Here is a 15,225-nt window from a genome sequence, read left to right as displayed (position 1 = left end):
TCACGTGGGCAGGTGGACGCGCCCGGCGCCGATCCGGTCGATGCGGTCGCGGCCCCACGCGCCCAGCGGTTCCAGCGCCGCATTGAGGGCGATGCCCAATTCGGTCAGCCGATACTCGACCTTCGGCGGCACCTCGCGATAGATCTCACGATCCACGATGCCGTCCTCCTCCAGCTCCCGCAACTGCTGGATCAGCATCTTCTCCGAGACGCCGGGCAGACCCTTGCGCAGTTCACCGAAGCGGCGCACGCCGTGATTCGCCAGCTCCCACAGGATCAGCGCCTTCCACTTCCCGCCCACCACATCCATCGCCGCGTCGATGCCGCAGAAGTACGGTCCGGATCTCTTGGCACCCATCGCTACCTGTCCCACATACGCATCGGTAAGTACTGGATCAAATAGTAGGTACTCGTCGCAGGCTCGGGCAAGCGACCGCGCAACACCGACAATTGCCAGCTAAACCCGCGATTTGGTCAACGCCGCCACATCCGATAACCTTGCTGAGCACACCGGTCCGGGTGGCGGAATGGCAGACGCGCTAGCTTGAGGTGCTAGTGCCCTTTATCGGGCGTGGGGGTTCAAGTCCCCCTCCGGACACAGACAGTGCGCCAACCCGTGGCCGTGGGTTCTTCTCGGCCGTGACCGTGTGGTCGTGGTGGTTGTAGGTGAGTTTCAGTCCGAGTTCTCGGTAAACTTCCAGTTTGTCGCCGGGTCGGCGGGTCGCAGAATCGCCAGCAGTCCACCGAGTGCATCCACCAGTTGACGGATTTCGTCACGGCTCATTCGTTGCGCAGGGACGACGCGGGCTGTGGTGAGTTGAGCGGCCAGGACCGCCCGTTCGCGGTGCACGTCGCTGCTCCACGCGGCGACCATCGCCGGGTCCGCACCGGCCTCGAGAGCGGCGCGATGTCTGGCGAGTTTGCGGTCGCATTCGGCGATCTATCGGCGTAGTGGCTCCGATGTCGCCGCCATATCGGGTTGCGCGGCCTCCAGCTTGGTCAGCGTGTATTCGACGGTGTCGGGTTCGAATACCTCTGCGAGCCAGTTGTCGGTGGGTCGATGAGCACGTCTTCTTTCACGAAGACGTTGGTGGGTGTTCGAGGCTGTTGGCGATGGCGTATTCCTGTGGGTAACGGCACCGATAGAAGGCTGCCCTGTGGCACCAGTCGCCCTGCATCTTCCGTCCGTACGCCTGGATGTGTTCAGGTGGCGTCGTAGGACCGACCAGATGAAGATCTCGGCCACGTGCCCGACACGCTCGCCGGTGGCGCATGCGAGTCCACAGCCAACTCGAACAGGCTCACACGCAAGAAGGGGCGAGCCCGATGCCGAGTCGGCCTCAGCGACACGGCCACTGCCGTGACCAAGCTGCGAGAAGCCGTCGAGATCTACCAGCGGCGCACCCGGAGCCGACCCGCCGCGGCCTACCTCGCCACACCGGAAACCCGCCGCCATTCAAAGGTCATGCTTGGTCGCTGACCCGAATACCGGAGACCTCCCGCAATTTGCACGCCTGACACGCCAACGCAGACAACAGCTTTCCCAGAACACTTCGACACAGCCCTAGTCCTCGTCGGGAAGTTCGGGTACCGCCGATCTCGGTTGTGACAGTACGGTTTCTACCGCAACGGCGACGAAACCGCCGCCGATGGCGACTATTCGGTTGGTCGATCGGCTCCAGTAAAGGGCCGAGTAGCTGGATTTGTCGTCGAACATTTCTGGGGGGAGGGGGATATGGGTACGGTCGTTCGGGAAGTAGAGGGCGCCGACGTTGCCTTCGTCGTTGCCGCCGAATTTGAGTAGGAGGCTGTCGTCCGGGCCCGGGCGGACGTCCATGACGTTGGTCCAGGCTTCGGCGTGCCGGATTGGCGTGCCGCCTCGATGGATCTCGTGCAGGTCGCGGCCGGACTGGTAGAAGAATCCGTCGGTGCCCGCGGGCGCCGAGGTGAAGTCGACGAAGGAGCGTTGTGCGGCCATCTCGAAGGTGCGCACGCAGCCGGTGCCTGCGGGGTCGAGTTCGTAGCCGTTGCCGTCCCAGATCAGGACGGTGCTACCGTCAGCCAGTCGCGCGGCCCCGGTGACCGGGCGGGCGGCGTCGCCGAGTGAACTCTTCACCACAGTGCCCGGTGTGATGCCCGGAATCTGTTCCCAGGCACCGGATTCCGTGAGCCACAGCGGGCCGGGCAGCGGGTCGCCGAGCTGCATGCCGCCGAATCTCAGCAGGTGCCTCTTCACCTCGTGCAACACCACGGGGCGCGTGCCGAGGAAGTAGCACTCGTGGGAATACAGGTCGGCCCCGTCCGGTCCCTTGGCCGGTAGTACCCGCGGTGCATCCGTGTCGCCGTCCACCAGGATCGGCCCGAACACGCGCGGGCGTGCCTTGGTGTCGACGGTGGAGTATGCCAGCCACCCGCCCTCGGAGGCCCGTGCGGCCGCGACCCAGAATTCGTTGCGCTGCAACGCCAATCGCGGCGGCCACGACTCGAGATCCCACAGTTCCACCTGCGGTGACTTGCCGTCGCTGTGCGACATCAGGAAGCCGTCGACAATGTCGTCGAGCACACTCGCGATGGGCGATGCGGGTGCCGTCTCCACCGCTGCGGCAGTCGTGCCGTCGTTGCCGAGGTACTGCGCCCACATCAGTTCCGGATCGCCGGGGAACTCACCCGCCGCGGGCACCGCGAGATCCGTTGCCTCCCAGTATCCGAGCTTGCGATCCACCGCCGCGCGCAGCGTCGCCACGATCCCTCGGTAGTTCCGCTGGGTACCCTTCGGCAACGGCGCGAGCTGCTCCTGCACCCAGGCCAGCACCTCGGCGACATGTTCGGCGGGCACATATAGCCCCGTCGTATAGTTCCCGCCGAACCAGCCCGAGGAGAACCGTCCCCGCACCTGCGGATGCGCCGCAACCACATCGGCGAACAGCGCGTCCGGCGTGTACTCGACCTTCGGGTCGAACACCGCGTCCGGAAACACCCGTCCCGCTTCGAATGCCAGGCTCAGCGCCAGCCCCCGCTCGTAGCGGTACGGCAGCATCGAGGCGCTGAACATGACCGCTGCCACCGACACGGCCTCCGCCGCCGCGTGCCCATCCGTCCCGAGCAGCAGCTCGCGTACCTGCCGCCACATGTCCGCTGCTTTCGGATGCACTCGATCCAATGCGGTCGGCTCGGTCGAACTCCCGAGCAAGCGGGGCACGAACTGCTCCCTGATCGCGTCCTCGTCCACCAGGTGCAACGTGCAGTCGTATCCCATACGCCCTCCATCTCGTACGCCCCCACATGCAACCACGCCGGTGCCCGAGCACCCAGAATTGGTGGCAGTCGCGGGCTCAGAAGGGACTGTTGAAACAGTTCACCAAGACCGTCCTGGAGACGGCATTGAACGAGGAGATCACCGAGCATCTGGGCTGGCTTCGAGAAGGGCGGAACCGTCACGCCACCACTATTTGCCGATGACCAGCAGATTTCGGTGTTGCAGCAGGTTGGCGTAATGGTCGATACCCCCTCCCGACACCAGTGCTGAACCCGAGGTCGGCCCCGACAACAGCAAGCTGTTGTCGGGGCCGAAACTGTATGTGAAGTTGTAGGGCCTGGTAGAGGTTTGCCTTGTCAGGTCGGGCACTGCGGCGAGGACGGCTGAAATATCGCCGAGTAAGTCGATGAGCTTCCGGATCTCTGTCTCAGTCAACTGGGGCGTGTAGGGCAGATTGTGTAGTTCTGCTCGATCTGCCGCTTTGTCTGTATGTGCCGCGTTCATCGCCGAGACCAGGGCCTGCGGGTCCACACCCGCCTCGATGGCGGCAAGGTAACGTCCGAGCCGGGCCTCCGCGTCGGCGATACGCCGCCGAAGCAGTGCCCGCTGCGTGTCGCGGTCGTCATCGTTCTGGGCGCCAAGCAGAGCAGCCACGGTGTGATCGGGATGGGTGCGATCGAACAGGGTGGCCAGCCAACGATCAACCGATGCGGTGATGGTGTCCTCGCGCCGATGGACACGGCCGCGATCGAATCCCGAATACGGCACCGGGCCAACCGCATCTGCCGGGATTACTTGTCCGACGTAGGTTGTCGAGGTGTCCCTCGACGTCTCCTTCGATGCCCTGTACACCTCCGGGCACCTTTGGAAGCATTGATCCAGCGATTCGGTCGAATCAACCGCACCGACACCCGTCAACCCTCCGACGTCGTAGTCCACGCCCCCATTACGGCCGCCGACGTGCAAGTGCTGACGGGTGGGCTGACGGTGTCTACGAGCGCGAACCCACCGAACTCACGATGGGCATCCGCACCGCGAACGACAGCGCCACCTCGACGAACAAACCCTCGGCACTGGCTCGACCAGCTCTACCAGACCGAAGGGGGACAGCAATGGACAGACCAGGTGCGCCGCCATCGTGACCGCTTCGCCAACGACTTCCTCAGCTTCACACTCCCGTTCGACGACTCCCGCGCCCAGCTAGCCGACAGATTCGACGAACTATTCGACAGTGTCGAAGCCATCCTCGCCGAGGACCGCAACCATTACGCCGCCGCGCTCGACTCCTTCGACAACCCAGGTGCCGGTCGGCTACTCGGCAGCCAATACCTGATTCCACTCCCTCACTACGGCCGATACCTCGGCACTTTCGACCAGCAGCTGAAAGTTGTTGTAATCAACGCCGATTACAGCCCAACCAGCGGGCCGGAACGAATACACCGCGATACCCGCGGCGACGACTACCAACTCGGCGAGGTCATCTGAGCGAGACACTGGACGTCTACCTCATCGCCGCAATCGGCAATCAATACTCCGGCCCCTCAGTCCCTCTAGGTTGGCGGCCTTATTTGCCGAGTCCATTCTCCGTCGACGCCGCCGGAATGGGGCAGAACTAATACCGCCCAAGGGATCTCGGCGAGATAATGCCCTGCTCCCCGCGCCTACGAGAAAGCTTGAAACTCCCATGTGGTCGAGCTGGTTCGATATCCTCACTGGCGGAACGACTTTCGGCCATACGCCGCGATGCCATACGGATCCGTCCGGGCTATATTGCTGGAGCGGGTAGTACGGCTGCGAGTGTTGTTATGTGGGAAGGACATCGACTGATGACAGTGCGGCGAGCAGCGGCGGGGGTCGTGGTGTCGGCAGGGATCGGTGCGTTGATGTGTGGAATACAGGCGACGCCGGCGCAGGCGGATCCGCTACCGCAATGGGCGCCGTTCGGCACCACGCTCTACACCTTCGGGGATGCGAATTTCTGTGCTGGGACGATCGGCGTGGCGGTGGAGGCCGCACCGCATCTGCCCGGCCACGTGCTGGCCCACGTGACACCACTGGGTTATCAGCGCGGGCCGTGCGGCAATCACGTGATGCTGGGATGGGTGGGCTCAGCGGGTGCGCGGGCGCAAGATGTGTATGTGCGCACCGATGCGGCGCCGGGCGACACCGTGACCGTGGACCTGTGGGTGGGGATGGGTCCGGCCAAGATCATGGCCGACACTTGGCCGATCCAGGGCCCGTTCGCGGAGTGGTATCTGCTGGTGCCTTAGCCGCGCGCCAGGGGTGCGGGCCACCAACTGCGTTATGCGTACCGAGGGCGATACCCGGACATTGTGAGCAGCGTTGGCATGCCTGCGCTCGGCGTCGCGGCCGCGCGCCAGCGGATCAGGCGTCGCGGGTCAGGTCGGGGTCGACCCGCCGCCGCGCTCGATCCGCACTGCGTTTCCGGTGACCCGAATGCCGGTTGCGGCTGGATCGAGGTCGACCAGCAGCTGGCTCGGCCGCCCCATATCGACGCCCTGGGTGATGGTGATTCGGCCCGAATCGGCGTGACCGATGTCGCGGAGGTATCCGCCGAAGGCCGCCGCTGCGGCACCGGTTGCGGCGTCCTCGACGACTCCGCCGATGGGGAAGGGATTGCGGGCCTGGAAGTGGCGATCGTCCTCGTGCCAGAACAGGTGCACCGTCGTCCATCCGGCTTCGCGCATGACTGCACCGAGGGCGTCGAAGTCGTAGTCCAGGGCGGCGAGGCGTTCGCGGGATGCGGCGGCCAGCATCAGATGGTCGTTGCCGGCATAGGCAACCCGGGGTGGAAAGGCCGGATCGAGATCGGTTGGGTCCCAGCCGAGCGCTGCCAGCGTGTCGGAGATCTCGGTCGCGGTCGCCGCCCTGGAATGCGTTGCGACGCTGGTCAATGTCGCCGTCGGGCGATCGTCCGCGGTACTGGTTTCGACGACGATATCGCCGATATTGGTTCGGAAATTCAGTGTGCCGGGGCCGATGCGTTCGGTGAGTGCCACCGCGGTCGCGACGGTGGCATGCCCGCAGAAATCGACCTCTGCGAGTGGGCTGAAATAGCGCACCCGGTAGTGCCGGTCGTGTGTGTGGTTCAGGAAGGCCGTTTCCGAATAGCCGACTTTCTCGGCGGTTCGCTGCATCTCGGAGTCGTCGAGTCCGGTCCCGTCGAGGACGACCCCGGCGGGGTTGCCGCCGGCCGGATCGATACTGAATGCGGTGTAGCGCAGTACTTCGGTGCTCATATGTCCCATGCTCGCACCGCACAGCGATCGAGTCTAACGATGTATTTTGATTAACTCCATCGGAAAATTCGATAGCATCGGAAGTATGGACACTCGTGTGCTCGCCACGTTCGTCGCACTCGCGAGGACCGGCAGCTTCACTGCGACCGCGGTCGAACTACACCTGGCCCAGTCGACGGTGACCGCACACATCAAGGCGCTCGAGGCCGAGCTCGGGCTGCGGCTGCTCGATCGGTTGCCGGTCGGCGCGACGCTGACCGACGCGGGGCGGCGGACCCTGGAGAAAGCGTCTCTGGTCCTCGATGCCGAAGCAGCGTTGCGCACCGATCCGGATGTGCGTGGCCCGATCGAGGGAACGGTCGGCATAGTGGCACCGGAATCCTTGTGCGGGCACCTGCTTCCGGCAGTGATCGCGGCGTTGCAACGGCGTCATCCTGGAGTCGAGGTCACGCTGTCCCCGGCGGGCACGACCGACGCGACCCACGCGCTGCGTGCCGGCCGGTATGCGCTTGCGTTGATTCTCGAGCCGTCGCTCGAGGTACCCGATCTCGTTGTCGATCAGCTGGGCACCCTTGAGCTCGCATTCGTTACCGATCAGCGTCAATCGGTGACAGCGCGATCGTGGGCGGAGTTGGCCAAGCAGCGATGGTTCCTTCTCGAAGAGGGCTGCACCTACAGCGACGAGGTCGCTCGGTGCCTGCGGGACAGTGCGGCAGTGGTTCGCACGACTCGGCTGGGCAGTATCGAGGCCACCCGGGCCTGCGTCGCCGCCGGACTCGGACTGGCCGTACTGCCCGATTTCGCCGTCGACGAGCGGCGGCTGGCTCGTTTCGCCGGGCCGGCGATCGTCGAACCCGGATTGCTGCTGGTCCGTCACCGCCGCCGATCGACCGGCCGTGCACTCGACGCGGTGATCGAGGAAATCCGGCGCGGTGCAACGAAGCTGCTTGCGCCGGGTCGGCGACCGCAGCGTCAAATGTGAAGTGCCCCAACCTATTCGTTTCCCAGAGTTCGTCGCCGACCGCACGTGGCGCAGCAAACGTTGACGCTGATGCGCTCCGCGCATGATGCACACCCCTTTCGGCAAAGTCCCCAACAGCGTGGTTCCGGGAGACACCGTCCAACTGCAACTGACTTAGAGGCCACGCAGATAGGCGCTGTGTTGCGGTCCGTGAAGCCAGGCGAGCCAAGGCGATGACCAAGTCCACATTCGTGGACCACTATTCTCAACTGAACGATCTCGTCCGGGTTGTGATGCGAATCAGTTCCGCTGTCCCGGACCCCACAACCCACGACATTCAAGAAAGCTGCAGGTCAGCGGCATATACCAGGTTGGGGACATGGGTCAGCTCCCCCTCCGGACACGATCCATAACCCCAACCGTGCGGGGTCGAGAGATGTCTCGACCCGCACGGTTCGTTTGGCGGGGTGGTAGGTCATCTGCAGGTTGAGGTGCTGGTAGACGTCGGCTTTGTACCTGCAGTGAGCTCGCCGGGCTGGAAGAAAGGTCGCTGATGCCACCACCTGTCTCGTCCGTGGCCGCCAAGTGGGAGATCGTCGCCATCCATCTGCCGTGAACGGCGAGATGAGCTGGGTATGACCGGTCCGGCGCTCGCGAAGGCTGCGCAACTGTGGTGAAGTCGTCTGCCGCGGTGGTAGTGCGGCGCTTGTCGAGTGGATCGTGCCGCTGGGCACTGCGGGCGATTAGTCGGGGAGATTGTTGCGGTCGCGTTGGCAGGTGAGGTCGGTATCGGGGAGGGTGCCGTCCCGGAAGTAGGTGTTGACGGTGTCGGTGGCGCAGTGGCTTATGTCGGAGCCGAGGACGCCGTGAACGCGGGTGTCTGCCAGTGTGACCATTCGTGACGCGGTCAGGTCCTGGTGTAGTGCAAGGCCTTGCTGGTAGGCGGTGCGGGTGTCGCGGGTTGCCTGCAGGATCAGGGCTGGTGTCGGGTTGTGCACGGCGGTGGGTGGCTCGATAGGGTCCGGCCAGAACGCGCAGGCGGTGATGTTGTTGGCGAACGCACCGAACACCGGTTGGGTCGCCCGGACACTTTCGATATTGCGGCGATACCAGGCCAGATCTCGGGGTGCGGCCTTGTCGCCGCACAGGACCGCGGCCATGCCCGAGGCATCCAGCGGAACGGGACCGTTGATCTTCGCTTTCAGCTGCTCCATGTCGATGGGCAGCCCGGACACTGCGTCGGATACGGTCCGCACGAGCTCGGCGAGGTTGGTGTTCTTCTTCGGATTGGACAACAGCGACAGCAGCATCATCGGCACGGTGTGTTCGTCGATGAGATAGCCGTTGCCGATGACCGGATGGGCGGCGGCACGTCGGATCATGTCCTCGACGAAGGCTCGGACCTGCGGTCCGCTGCTGCCGAAGTGGTAGTCGGTGTCGTGGCGGGCGGCCCAGTTCGCCCAGTCGTCGAGCCCGGCCTCGTTGACGGCGCCCATGTCCTGGTAGGTGCCGATCCAGTAGCGGTCCGGGTCGATGGCGCTGTCCAGCACGATGCGGTCACTGTGCTGAGGGAACATCTGCGTGTACACCGCGCCCAGGTAGGTGCCGTAGGAGTCGCCGTAGTAGTTGAGCCCGCGTTCACCGAATGCGCCGCGGATGACATCCATATCTCGTGCGGTATTGCGGGTGGTGATGAACCGGGCCTTCTCAGGATCGGGTACTACGCAGGATGCCGCGAGCGCGGCGGCCAGGGTGGCGTCGCGCGCATAGCCGAAGGAGTCGAAGCCAGCCGAGAACAACATGGTGGGCAGCGGCAGCGCACAACTCATTCGGTCCGATCGGCCGATACCACGCGGGTCCATGCCGATCAGGTCGTAGCGGGCACGGACATCCGTTGTCAGCCGATCCCGCAGGTCAGCGATCATGCTCAGGCCCGGACCGCCGGGACCGCCGGGGTTGGACAGCATGATCCCGCGTCTGAGTTCCGGGTCGGTGGCCGGGATACGCGAGATCGCTACGGTCAGCGTGCGCGAGTCCGGTCGGTTGTAGTCGAGCGGTACGACAACGCCCGCGCACTGAGCCCCCGCGCCGTCGAGCGCCGCGTCGTTACACGGCTTCCAGTCCAGCTGCTGGTGATAGAACGACTCCAGCCCACCGGGGATGTCATCGACCGGATCGGCGCTCGCCGGTCCCACGGGCAAGGTGGCGAATGCAGCTGCCGATATGACCCCGACAACGAGCCATCGAATCCATGTTGTCGGCATCGCATCTCCTGTCCGCGACCTCCGTGTACGCATCCCTGATTCCGCCGCACAGCCATTTTCGGGGTCTCGAACGAGCACCATACTGCCGTTTGCTGAAACCGGCTCGGCGAGGCAGTGATTTCCCCGAGCCTCACCCACGCTCTCCTCGGTCAGATCGGTGTTGCGCCTCCGACGTCAGGTTTTGCGAGGCGAGTCGACGTGTACAAATCACAGACTGGTTGCGATTGCGTCGAATGCCAAGAAATTGCCTGCAATATCGCGAGCAAACACCCGTATCGGCTCGGTCCAGGAGAGCTTTTTTCTGCTTTCTGGGCGGCCGCAACATTTGTTGAAAACTTTATAACTGTAGATATGAAATCGTTATGCTACCGTGATCCAAACTCTCAGTGGAGTGACCGGTTGGTGCGGGCCCAGAGTGCCTGCGCGTCGGATAGTTGGACGCGGGAGGCGTGATGGAATCCGGGCATCTGTTGTCGACATATCGGGAAAATGCTTGCCGCACAACGTGTTCAGCTACCGGTGTGCCTGGACTGCCGGTCGACGGCGCGCCCTGGCAACCAGTGATGTGGTGGCGGATCGGTCTGCGATGGTTTGCGCCCCTCACGCTCGCCATGATCATGCTGGCGGCAGCGTTGTCTATGCCGGTCGCGCGAGCCGCGGTGCTGTCCCCTGGTGACGATCCCTTCTATGCCGCACCCTCCGATCTCGCGTCACATCCGAACGGCGCGGTGCTCGGGGCCCGGACGATCCCACTGCTCGGTCTGCCGATACCTGTGGCGGCGTGGCAATTGCGTTATCGCACAACTGATTCCGAAGAGCATCCGCAGCTGGATGTGACCACGGTGCTGGTGCCGCCGGTGCCCTGGAACGGGCCGCGGCCGGTGTTGTCGTACCAGGTACCCGAGAACAGTCTGGACACCCGGTGCGCGCCGTCGGCCACGCTGCGCGGCGGAAGCGACAGCAACATGGCGAGCGCCATGCAGGATGCGCCGTTCATCGCGGACGCACTGCTGCGGGGATGGGCCGTCGTGGTCAGCGATTACGAAGGGCCGCAGTCCCGGCTCTTCGACGGCGTGACATCCGGGCGTGGAGTCCTGGACGGAATCCGGGCCGCACGGTCCTTCCAGCCGGCCGGCATCGATGCTGCGAGCCCGATCGGCGCCTGGGGATACTCGGCCGGAGCCTTCGCCACCCTGTGGGCCACGCAGTTGCGTCAGGAATATGCACCAGACGTGCGGTTCGTCGGCACCAGCGCCGGCGGAATCCCCACCGATATCCCGGCCGTGGCACAACGCGCCGACGGCGCCGTGGGGGCGATACTGATTCTGCTCGGGCTGGCCCGCAATGAACCCGACTCCCGGTTGGCCGACTTGCTGAACGACCGGGGCCGCCGCGCGCTGCTCGCCGCGGACACCTCCTCCTGCGGGTCGGATCTGGCTCAGGAATACTCCGACATCCACGTCGACGACTTGGCCGCCGTGCCGAATCTGTTGGCGCAGCCCGCTTTCCGCAACGCCGCCATGCCCAATGAACTCGGCCGTACCACCCCCGACACCCCGCTGTACCTGTACCACAGCGTCGCCGACGAGAAGATCCCCGTCGCCGGCTACACCGCCCTCATCGATACCTACTGCGCTCAGGGCGCCACCCTCACCGCGATCCACTCGCTGTTCCCGACGCACATCGGAGCCGCCGCGGGCGAAGCCTTCGGCGGCATGAACTTCCTCGCCGACCGCTTCGCCGGCGCCCCACAAGCCCCGGGGTGTGTGGTGCAGTAGGTCGTGGATCTCATCAGCGAAATCCTCACCGACCACCAATCGCAGAGCGTGTCCGGCGACTCCGGTGCGGCTGCGGGAGTCGATATTGGGCAGCCACCAGGGCTGCGAGCAGAACCAGTTCGAGACCGGGCACCAGCCGATGCCCCGGGGCGAAACTGTTCGGCAGGCAGACCTGCAGCGCGACCGCGGCCACGACCGCCGCCGCCACCGGCCACCTCGACTGCACGATCCGCGTCAACACCGGTGAGGGTTGCTGCTCCTCGGCGAGATCGAGTAGCCGCTCGGTTCTACGCAACTGTTCCTGTAACTGTCGCAGCGCCTGCCGGGCTGTCGACCCTCCCTGCTCCCCCGAGCCGGATCGATCCAGTTTGTCCACCGATTACCTCCACCAAGCGGCGGCACCGCCGCACACCCCCGACATCATCACCCAGACCGGACAAACCCGCACCACGGCTGCGGCGAACTCCCACATCCACGGCAGCACTCAGTCCACGCCACAGTTCGTGCGCAGCGCCAGTTGCCCTCCGGGGACGGCGGATACGGGACTATCTACGCGAAATTGCCGATGGTTAGCGGCCGCAACAAGATTCGGCCGGATCCGGAGAAATCATCCGCCGACCGGGATTCAGCCGCCATCCGGGTTCATCCGGGTCGGGCGAGATGGATGCAGTTTCAACTCGCCCGATATCGAGTGTTGATGGCGAGTATTCACATCAGACTTGACCGGTCGGATGGGCATGCCTCGTAATCCCCTGTCCGCCGTTACCGAAATGTATTGTGCGCCAACATGATTGCTCATCTAGTTGGTTCGGTGGCGTGGGGTTGTCACTTCTTGCGGCCGCGTAGGAGAAGGAACGCCATGTATGCGGCACCGAGGACTGCCAGCAGCGCCGCGATCCCGATACCGGTGAACAACGAATCCAGCATGATGATGAGTGTAAGACGTTGCGATGCACTCCGGTTGGTGTTCGCGCCGCAACTCGGTCAGCCAGGGATGACGAAGCGGCCGAGTTGGGGTGCCGCCTCGCCGGGGTGTCTGGCATGGAAGCCTTCACCGATGGCTTGCATTTTCCAATCCGCTCCTGCGCGAAAGACTTTCGCCATCGCCAGGGCGGTGTACGGCATTGCGCCGGTGAGACGGTAGCGGGCGAGTTCGGCGCCGGTGGTGTCGTCGACCAAGCGACAGAACGCGTTGGTGACCTGTTCGAAGGTTTGCCCTTGGTAGGAGGTGACGACGAACAACAGCGTGGTGACGTGCGTTGGTACGCGGGTGAGGTCGACGAGGATGGTTTCGTCGTCGCCTTCACCCGCGCCGGTGAGGTTGTCGCCGTGGTGGCGGATCGAACCGTCCTTGGAGGTGAGTTGCCCGTAGTAGGCGACGTCGGTCAGATCGGCTCCGGCGAACATCGCGACCCAGGCGTCGAGATCGATCTCGATGGCGCGGCGACCGAAGAGTCCGCCCTTCTTCGCCGGGTCCCAGCCCAACCCCATCCGGATGTGGGTGAGCGCGACACCATGGTGTTCGGTGAGCTTTACCGCCACGGAACGGAATGGAAATTCCGGGCCATCGGACAGGGCTATGCCTCCGGCCTCGCCGGGATCGCCCGCGACTACGGCGTCAACATCTAACCCTGCCGATCGAATTTCGCTGATCGCCAGATCGTCGAGGGCCGCCTTCGAACGAGTCCGCAACGCCTTCTGGCGCCTGGTCGACGGCGCCACCAACACCGAACTCACCCGCGCCAACCTCTGCAGCGGCGGCCCCCACACCGGCATGCTCGTCGCCGAACTCCACCGCGGGCACGGCACCTGGAAACTACAATCCCTCGGCCAACCCATCCAAGCCGCACACCCACTGGAAGCCGTCAACCAAATCGGGCCCTACCTGTGAAATATCGTTGTCAATAGGACTGTGGATTGCCCCTTTATCAAGCGGTAGTTGGAGATTCCGCTGAATGGTGGTTCAGGTCGGCAATCGATTACCGCGCATTCAGAGGTGGTCGATGTCTGGCCCGAGACCCACGCGTCGCGTGAGTGACGTCTTCATCTGTCTGACCTCCAGCGCCCGGGTTAGCGCCCTTGGGGGCGATCATGCAGCCCGGGGCATCCGGTTCGAGGTCCGTCCGCCCGGCTCGCCGGAACCGGGTGGAGTCGATCCGCCGACCGGATCAGAGCCCTGCCGGGTACGGCGCTCGCCTGGTCTCGTAGCGGAGCAGATTGAAGAAGTCCGTCATTGCGACGGCGACGGGCGCGTCGCGGGTGAGGATCGCCGCGGCGGTCTCCGGGATCCCGGTTGGCGCCTGGCCTGACGCGTACGCACGCAGGCGGGACTCGCGCTGATCGCGCCCGGGACCGAAGAGCTCGGTCACCAGCCACTGCCCCGTGTACATGGCGGCGTAGCAGCGGTCGTAGTTCCGGTGCCGCTCGAAGAAGGCGAGCTCGTCCTTCGCCAGTTCGAACCGGGAGGAGATCGCCAGTCCGTAGTCCGCGAAGTAGAGGCGCTCGCCGTCGGTGAGGAGATTCTGAAAGTGGGCGTCGAAATGCAGCAGGCCGTTGGCGTTCATGAACGCGATACCTGCCGCCAGGTCCCGATCCGCCATTGCCAACGCGCGGTCGGCGGCCTCACTGCCGGCCCGGAGCTGCTCACCGAGCCAGCCGAACAGGTTACGCGGGATGTATTCCAGGAACAGCGCGATGCTCGCCGAGGACGAGCGCTGCTCCTCGAGGCGCCGCCGGACCTGCGCCCCGCCTTCCCAGTAGTCGACGACCCGATCGACATCGGCCAGCTCCTCGGGCAGCGGCGTCGTATCCGGCAGCACCCGCCAGTGGTACATCAATGGGAAGCCCGCGAACTCGCCCGCGAGCGCCCAGTTGGTGGTCATGGCATGCGCGGCGAGTTCGCGCCACGCTCCGAACCCCGGGCCGCCGATACCGTAGTGGCAAAACATCGGCAGCTCGAAGAGATTGGCCGTGGAATGGACGTTCTCCGGCCGCAGTTCCAAGTCTGTCAGCGGTACCCGCTTGACGAACACCGGCCCCCCGGCGACCTCCAACAACACCGACTTCCCGCCGATGCCCGATCCGACCGGCTCCGCGGCGTCCAGGGCCTGCTGCAGCGCGCGATCGCTGAGCAGAGCCAAGGACGTCGCGACGGAACCATATGCGGCAAGGCGCGTTTCGGAGCACAGGGACGACATGGACATCAGACTGTACTAGCGCTCCAGGACGGTGAAGGTGATGTTCGCCCGGCACTTCCCCCGAACAATGCCAGCGACGCCCACAGCGCCAAGACGTGGTCGACGTCCCCGGCGTGGTCGAGTCCGCCGATGCGGACCGGGCGCAGGCCGAGGTCGATAATCAGCCACATGGTCGACTGTGTCGAGGCCACAACCGCCTGGACGCCGGCGAACGGTGCACGCTGACTAAAGCCTAAGTCGAATACACGCTCATAGCCGCTGATCGCACTGACCGAACCGGTCGGCGTGTGATCGCTTACGGGATGCAGTCGTAGCCGTTTACGTAGGCCGGAGCATTCGCAGTCGGTGTTCTCCAAATCGTTTGGGTTGCTTTTGGTTTCGTAGGACAACCAGGCAGCCTTCATCTGAGCGAGAACATCCTGTATTACCGCTGGGCGAGCGGTCTGCCCGCCGAGATGGACTGCGACGCAGAACATCCGGAAACTAGCCGATTTCCGGTGCTGTGTTCGC

At 64.6% G+C, this 15,225-nt stretch carries 14 protein-coding genes, 1 tRNA gene and 2 pseudogenes; 7 read left to right on the top strand and 10 right to left on the bottom strand.

Going from position 1 to position 15,225, the window contains the following annotated elements; translation table 11 throughout:
- The gene (locus tag ACQPZ2_RS22575; protein ID WP_063043951.1) at positions 1–357 is read right to left on the bottom strand and encodes a winged helix-turn-helix transcriptional regulator; all 357 of its coding nucleotides are present in this window, start codon (positions 355–357) and stop codon (positions 1–3) included.
- 155 nt (positions 358–512) lie between these two features.
- Here ACQPZ2_RS22575 and ACQPZ2_RS22570 point away from each other — a divergent pair.
- Positions 513–597 (top strand) — tRNA-Leu (locus tag ACQPZ2_RS22570).
- Between the two features lie 75 nt (positions 598–672).
- On the opposite strand, the gene ACQPZ2_RS22565 is transcribed toward ACQPZ2_RS22570, so the two are convergent.
- The 3 genes from ACQPZ2_RS22565 to ACQPZ2_RS22555 all read right to left on the bottom strand — a co-directional run bounded on the left by ACQPZ2_RS22565 (position 673) and on the right by ACQPZ2_RS22555 (position 4,221).
- Entirely contained in the window at positions 673–873 is a 201-nt protein-coding gene (locus ACQPZ2_RS22565; RefSeq protein ID WP_433520261.1) for a hypothetical protein, read from the bottom strand.
- A 690-nt stretch (positions 874–1,563) separates the two neighbouring features.
- On the bottom strand, positions 1,564–3,255 hold the full coding sequence (locus tag ACQPZ2_RS22560; protein WP_433520260.1) for a hypothetical protein: 1,692 nt from the start codon (positions 3,253–3,255) through the stop codon (positions 1,564–1,566).
- Positions 3,256–3,444: 189 nt separating this feature from the next.
- Positions 3,445–4,221, bottom strand: coding sequence for a hypothetical protein (locus tag ACQPZ2_RS22555; protein ID WP_433520259.1), 777 nt, complete (start codon positions 4,219–4,221; stop codon positions 3,445–3,447).
- A 159-nt stretch (positions 4,222–4,380) separates the two neighbouring features.
- Between ACQPZ2_RS22555 and ACQPZ2_RS22550 the strand changes: the two genes are divergently transcribed.
- Together ACQPZ2_RS22550 and ACQPZ2_RS22545 are read left to right on the top strand one after the other, a co-directional pair.
- The gene (locus ACQPZ2_RS22550) at positions 4,381–4,740 is read left to right on the top strand and encodes a hypothetical protein (RefSeq protein ID WP_433520258.1); all 360 of its coding nucleotides are present in this window, start codon (positions 4,381–4,383) and stop codon (positions 4,738–4,740) included.
- Between the two features lie 341 nt (positions 4,741–5,081).
- Entirely contained in the window at positions 5,082–5,525 is a 444-nt protein-coding gene (locus ACQPZ2_RS22545; RefSeq protein WP_433520257.1) for a hypothetical protein, read from the top strand.
- Positions 5,526–5,654: 129 nt separating this feature from the next.
- On the opposite strand, the gene ACQPZ2_RS22540 is transcribed toward ACQPZ2_RS22545, so the two are convergent.
- Positions 5,655–6,515: a PhzF family phenazine biosynthesis protein gene (locus tag ACQPZ2_RS22540; RefSeq protein ID WP_433520256.1), complete on the bottom strand. Its 861-nt coding sequence runs from the start codon at positions 6,513–6,515 to the stop codon at positions 5,655–5,657.
- Positions 6,516–6,600: 85 nt separating this feature from the next.
- On the opposite strand from ACQPZ2_RS22540, the gene ACQPZ2_RS22535 reads away from it, so the two are divergent.
- Entirely contained in the window at positions 6,601–7,497 is an 897-nt protein-coding gene (locus ACQPZ2_RS22535; protein WP_433520255.1) for a LysR family transcriptional regulator, read from the top strand.
- A gap of 722 nt (positions 7,498–8,219) precedes the next feature.
- Here the strand turns inward: ACQPZ2_RS22535 and ACQPZ2_RS22530 are convergent.
- Entirely contained in the window at positions 8,220–9,740 is a 1,521-nt protein-coding gene (locus tag ACQPZ2_RS22530; RefSeq protein ID WP_433520254.1) for an alpha/beta fold hydrolase, read from the bottom strand.
- A 521-nt stretch (positions 9,741–10,261) separates the two neighbouring features.
- Between ACQPZ2_RS22530 and ACQPZ2_RS22525 the strand changes: the two genes are divergently transcribed.
- The gene (locus ACQPZ2_RS22525; protein WP_433520253.1) at positions 10,262–11,518 is read left to right on the top strand and encodes a lipase family protein; all 1,257 of its coding nucleotides are present in this window, start codon (positions 10,262–10,264) and stop codon (positions 11,516–11,518) included.
- Positions 11,519–11,543: 25 nt separating this feature from the next.
- Here ACQPZ2_RS22525 and ACQPZ2_RS22520 read toward each other — a convergent pair whose 3' ends face one another.
- Positions 11,544–11,894, bottom strand: a complete 351-nt coding sequence (locus tag ACQPZ2_RS22520) for a hypothetical protein (protein WP_433520252.1) — start codon at positions 11,892–11,894, stop codon at positions 11,544–11,546.
- 608 nt (positions 11,895–12,502) lie between these two features.
- A pseudogene (locus ACQPZ2_RS22515) lies at positions 12,503–13,039 on the bottom strand (TerD family protein); the annotation flags it as partial.
- Between ACQPZ2_RS22515 and ACQPZ2_RS22510 the strand changes: the two are divergent.
- A pseudogene (locus tag ACQPZ2_RS22510) lies at positions 13,031–13,147 on the top strand (TerD family protein); the annotation flags it as partial. The pseudogenes ACQPZ2_RS22515 and ACQPZ2_RS22510 overlap by 9 nt on opposite strands.
- Entirely contained in the window at positions 13,098–13,409 is a 312-nt protein-coding gene (locus ACQPZ2_RS22505; protein ID WP_433520251.1) for a TerD family protein, read from the top strand. The pseudogene ACQPZ2_RS22510 and the gene ACQPZ2_RS22505, both read left to right, overlap by 50 nt.
- 277 nt (positions 13,410–13,686) lie before the next feature.
- On the opposite strand, the gene ACQPZ2_RS22500 is transcribed toward ACQPZ2_RS22505, so the two are convergent.
- Together ACQPZ2_RS22500 and ACQPZ2_RS22495 are read right to left on the bottom strand one after the other, a co-directional pair.
- Entirely contained in the window at positions 13,687–14,721 is a 1,035-nt protein-coding gene (locus ACQPZ2_RS22500) for a protein kinase family protein (RefSeq protein ID WP_433520250.1), read from the bottom strand.
- On the bottom strand, positions 14,721–15,119 hold the full coding sequence (locus tag ACQPZ2_RS22495) for a hypothetical protein (RefSeq protein ID WP_433520249.1): 399 nt from the start codon (positions 15,117–15,119) through the stop codon (positions 14,721–14,723). Before ACQPZ2_RS22495 ends, ACQPZ2_RS22500 begins: the two co-directional genes overlap by 1 nt.
- Positions 15,120–15,225: the final 106 nt, after the last annotated feature.

The organism is Nocardia pseudovaccinii (genome assembly GCF_050942345.1).
GTDB classification, from domain to species: Bacteria; Actinomycetota; Actinomycetes; order Mycobacteriales; family Mycobacteriaceae; genus Nocardia; species Nocardia pseudovaccinii.
This window is presented reverse-complemented; position numbering and strand designations above follow the sequence as displayed.

Bases quoted from the DNA above. Each gene is read 5' to 3' on its own strand.
- ACQPZ2_RS22575 (WP_063043951.1), bottom strand. From the start codon at position 357: ATGGGTGCCAAGAGATCCGGACCGTACTTCTGCGGCATCGACGCGGCG.
- ACQPZ2_RS22565 (WP_433520261.1), bottom strand. From the start codon at position 873: ATGGTCGCCGCGTGGAGCAGCGACGTGCACCGCGAACGGGCGGTCCTG.
- ACQPZ2_RS22560 (WP_433520260.1), bottom strand. From the start codon at position 3,255: ATGGGATACGACTGCACGTTGCACCTGGTGGACGAGGACGCGATCAGG.
- ACQPZ2_RS22545 (WP_433520257.1), top strand. From the start codon at position 5,082: ATGACAGTGCGGCGAGCAGCGGCGGGGGTCGTGGTGTCGGCAGGGATC.
- ACQPZ2_RS22540 (WP_433520256.1), bottom strand. From the start codon at position 6,515: ATGAGCACCGAAGTACTGCGCTACACCGCATTCAGTATCGATCCGGCC.
- ACQPZ2_RS22535 (WP_433520255.1), top strand. From the start codon at position 6,601: ATGGACACTCGTGTGCTCGCCACGTTCGTCGCACTCGCGAGGACCGGC.
- ACQPZ2_RS22530 (WP_433520254.1), bottom strand. From the start codon at position 9,740: ATGCCGACAACATGGATTCGATGGCTCGTTGTCGGGGTCATATCGGCA.
- ACQPZ2_RS22505 (WP_433520251.1), top strand. From the start codon at position 13,098: ATGCCTCCGGCCTCGCCGGGATCGCCCGCGACTACGGCGTCAACATCT.
- ACQPZ2_RS22500 (WP_433520250.1), bottom strand. From the start codon at position 14,721: ATGTCCATGTCGTCCCTGTGCTCCGAAACGCGCCTTGCCGCATATGGT.
- ACQPZ2_RS22495 (WP_433520249.1), bottom strand. From the start codon at position 15,119: ATGAAGGCTGCCTGGTTGTCCTACGAAACCAAAAGCAACCCAAACGAT.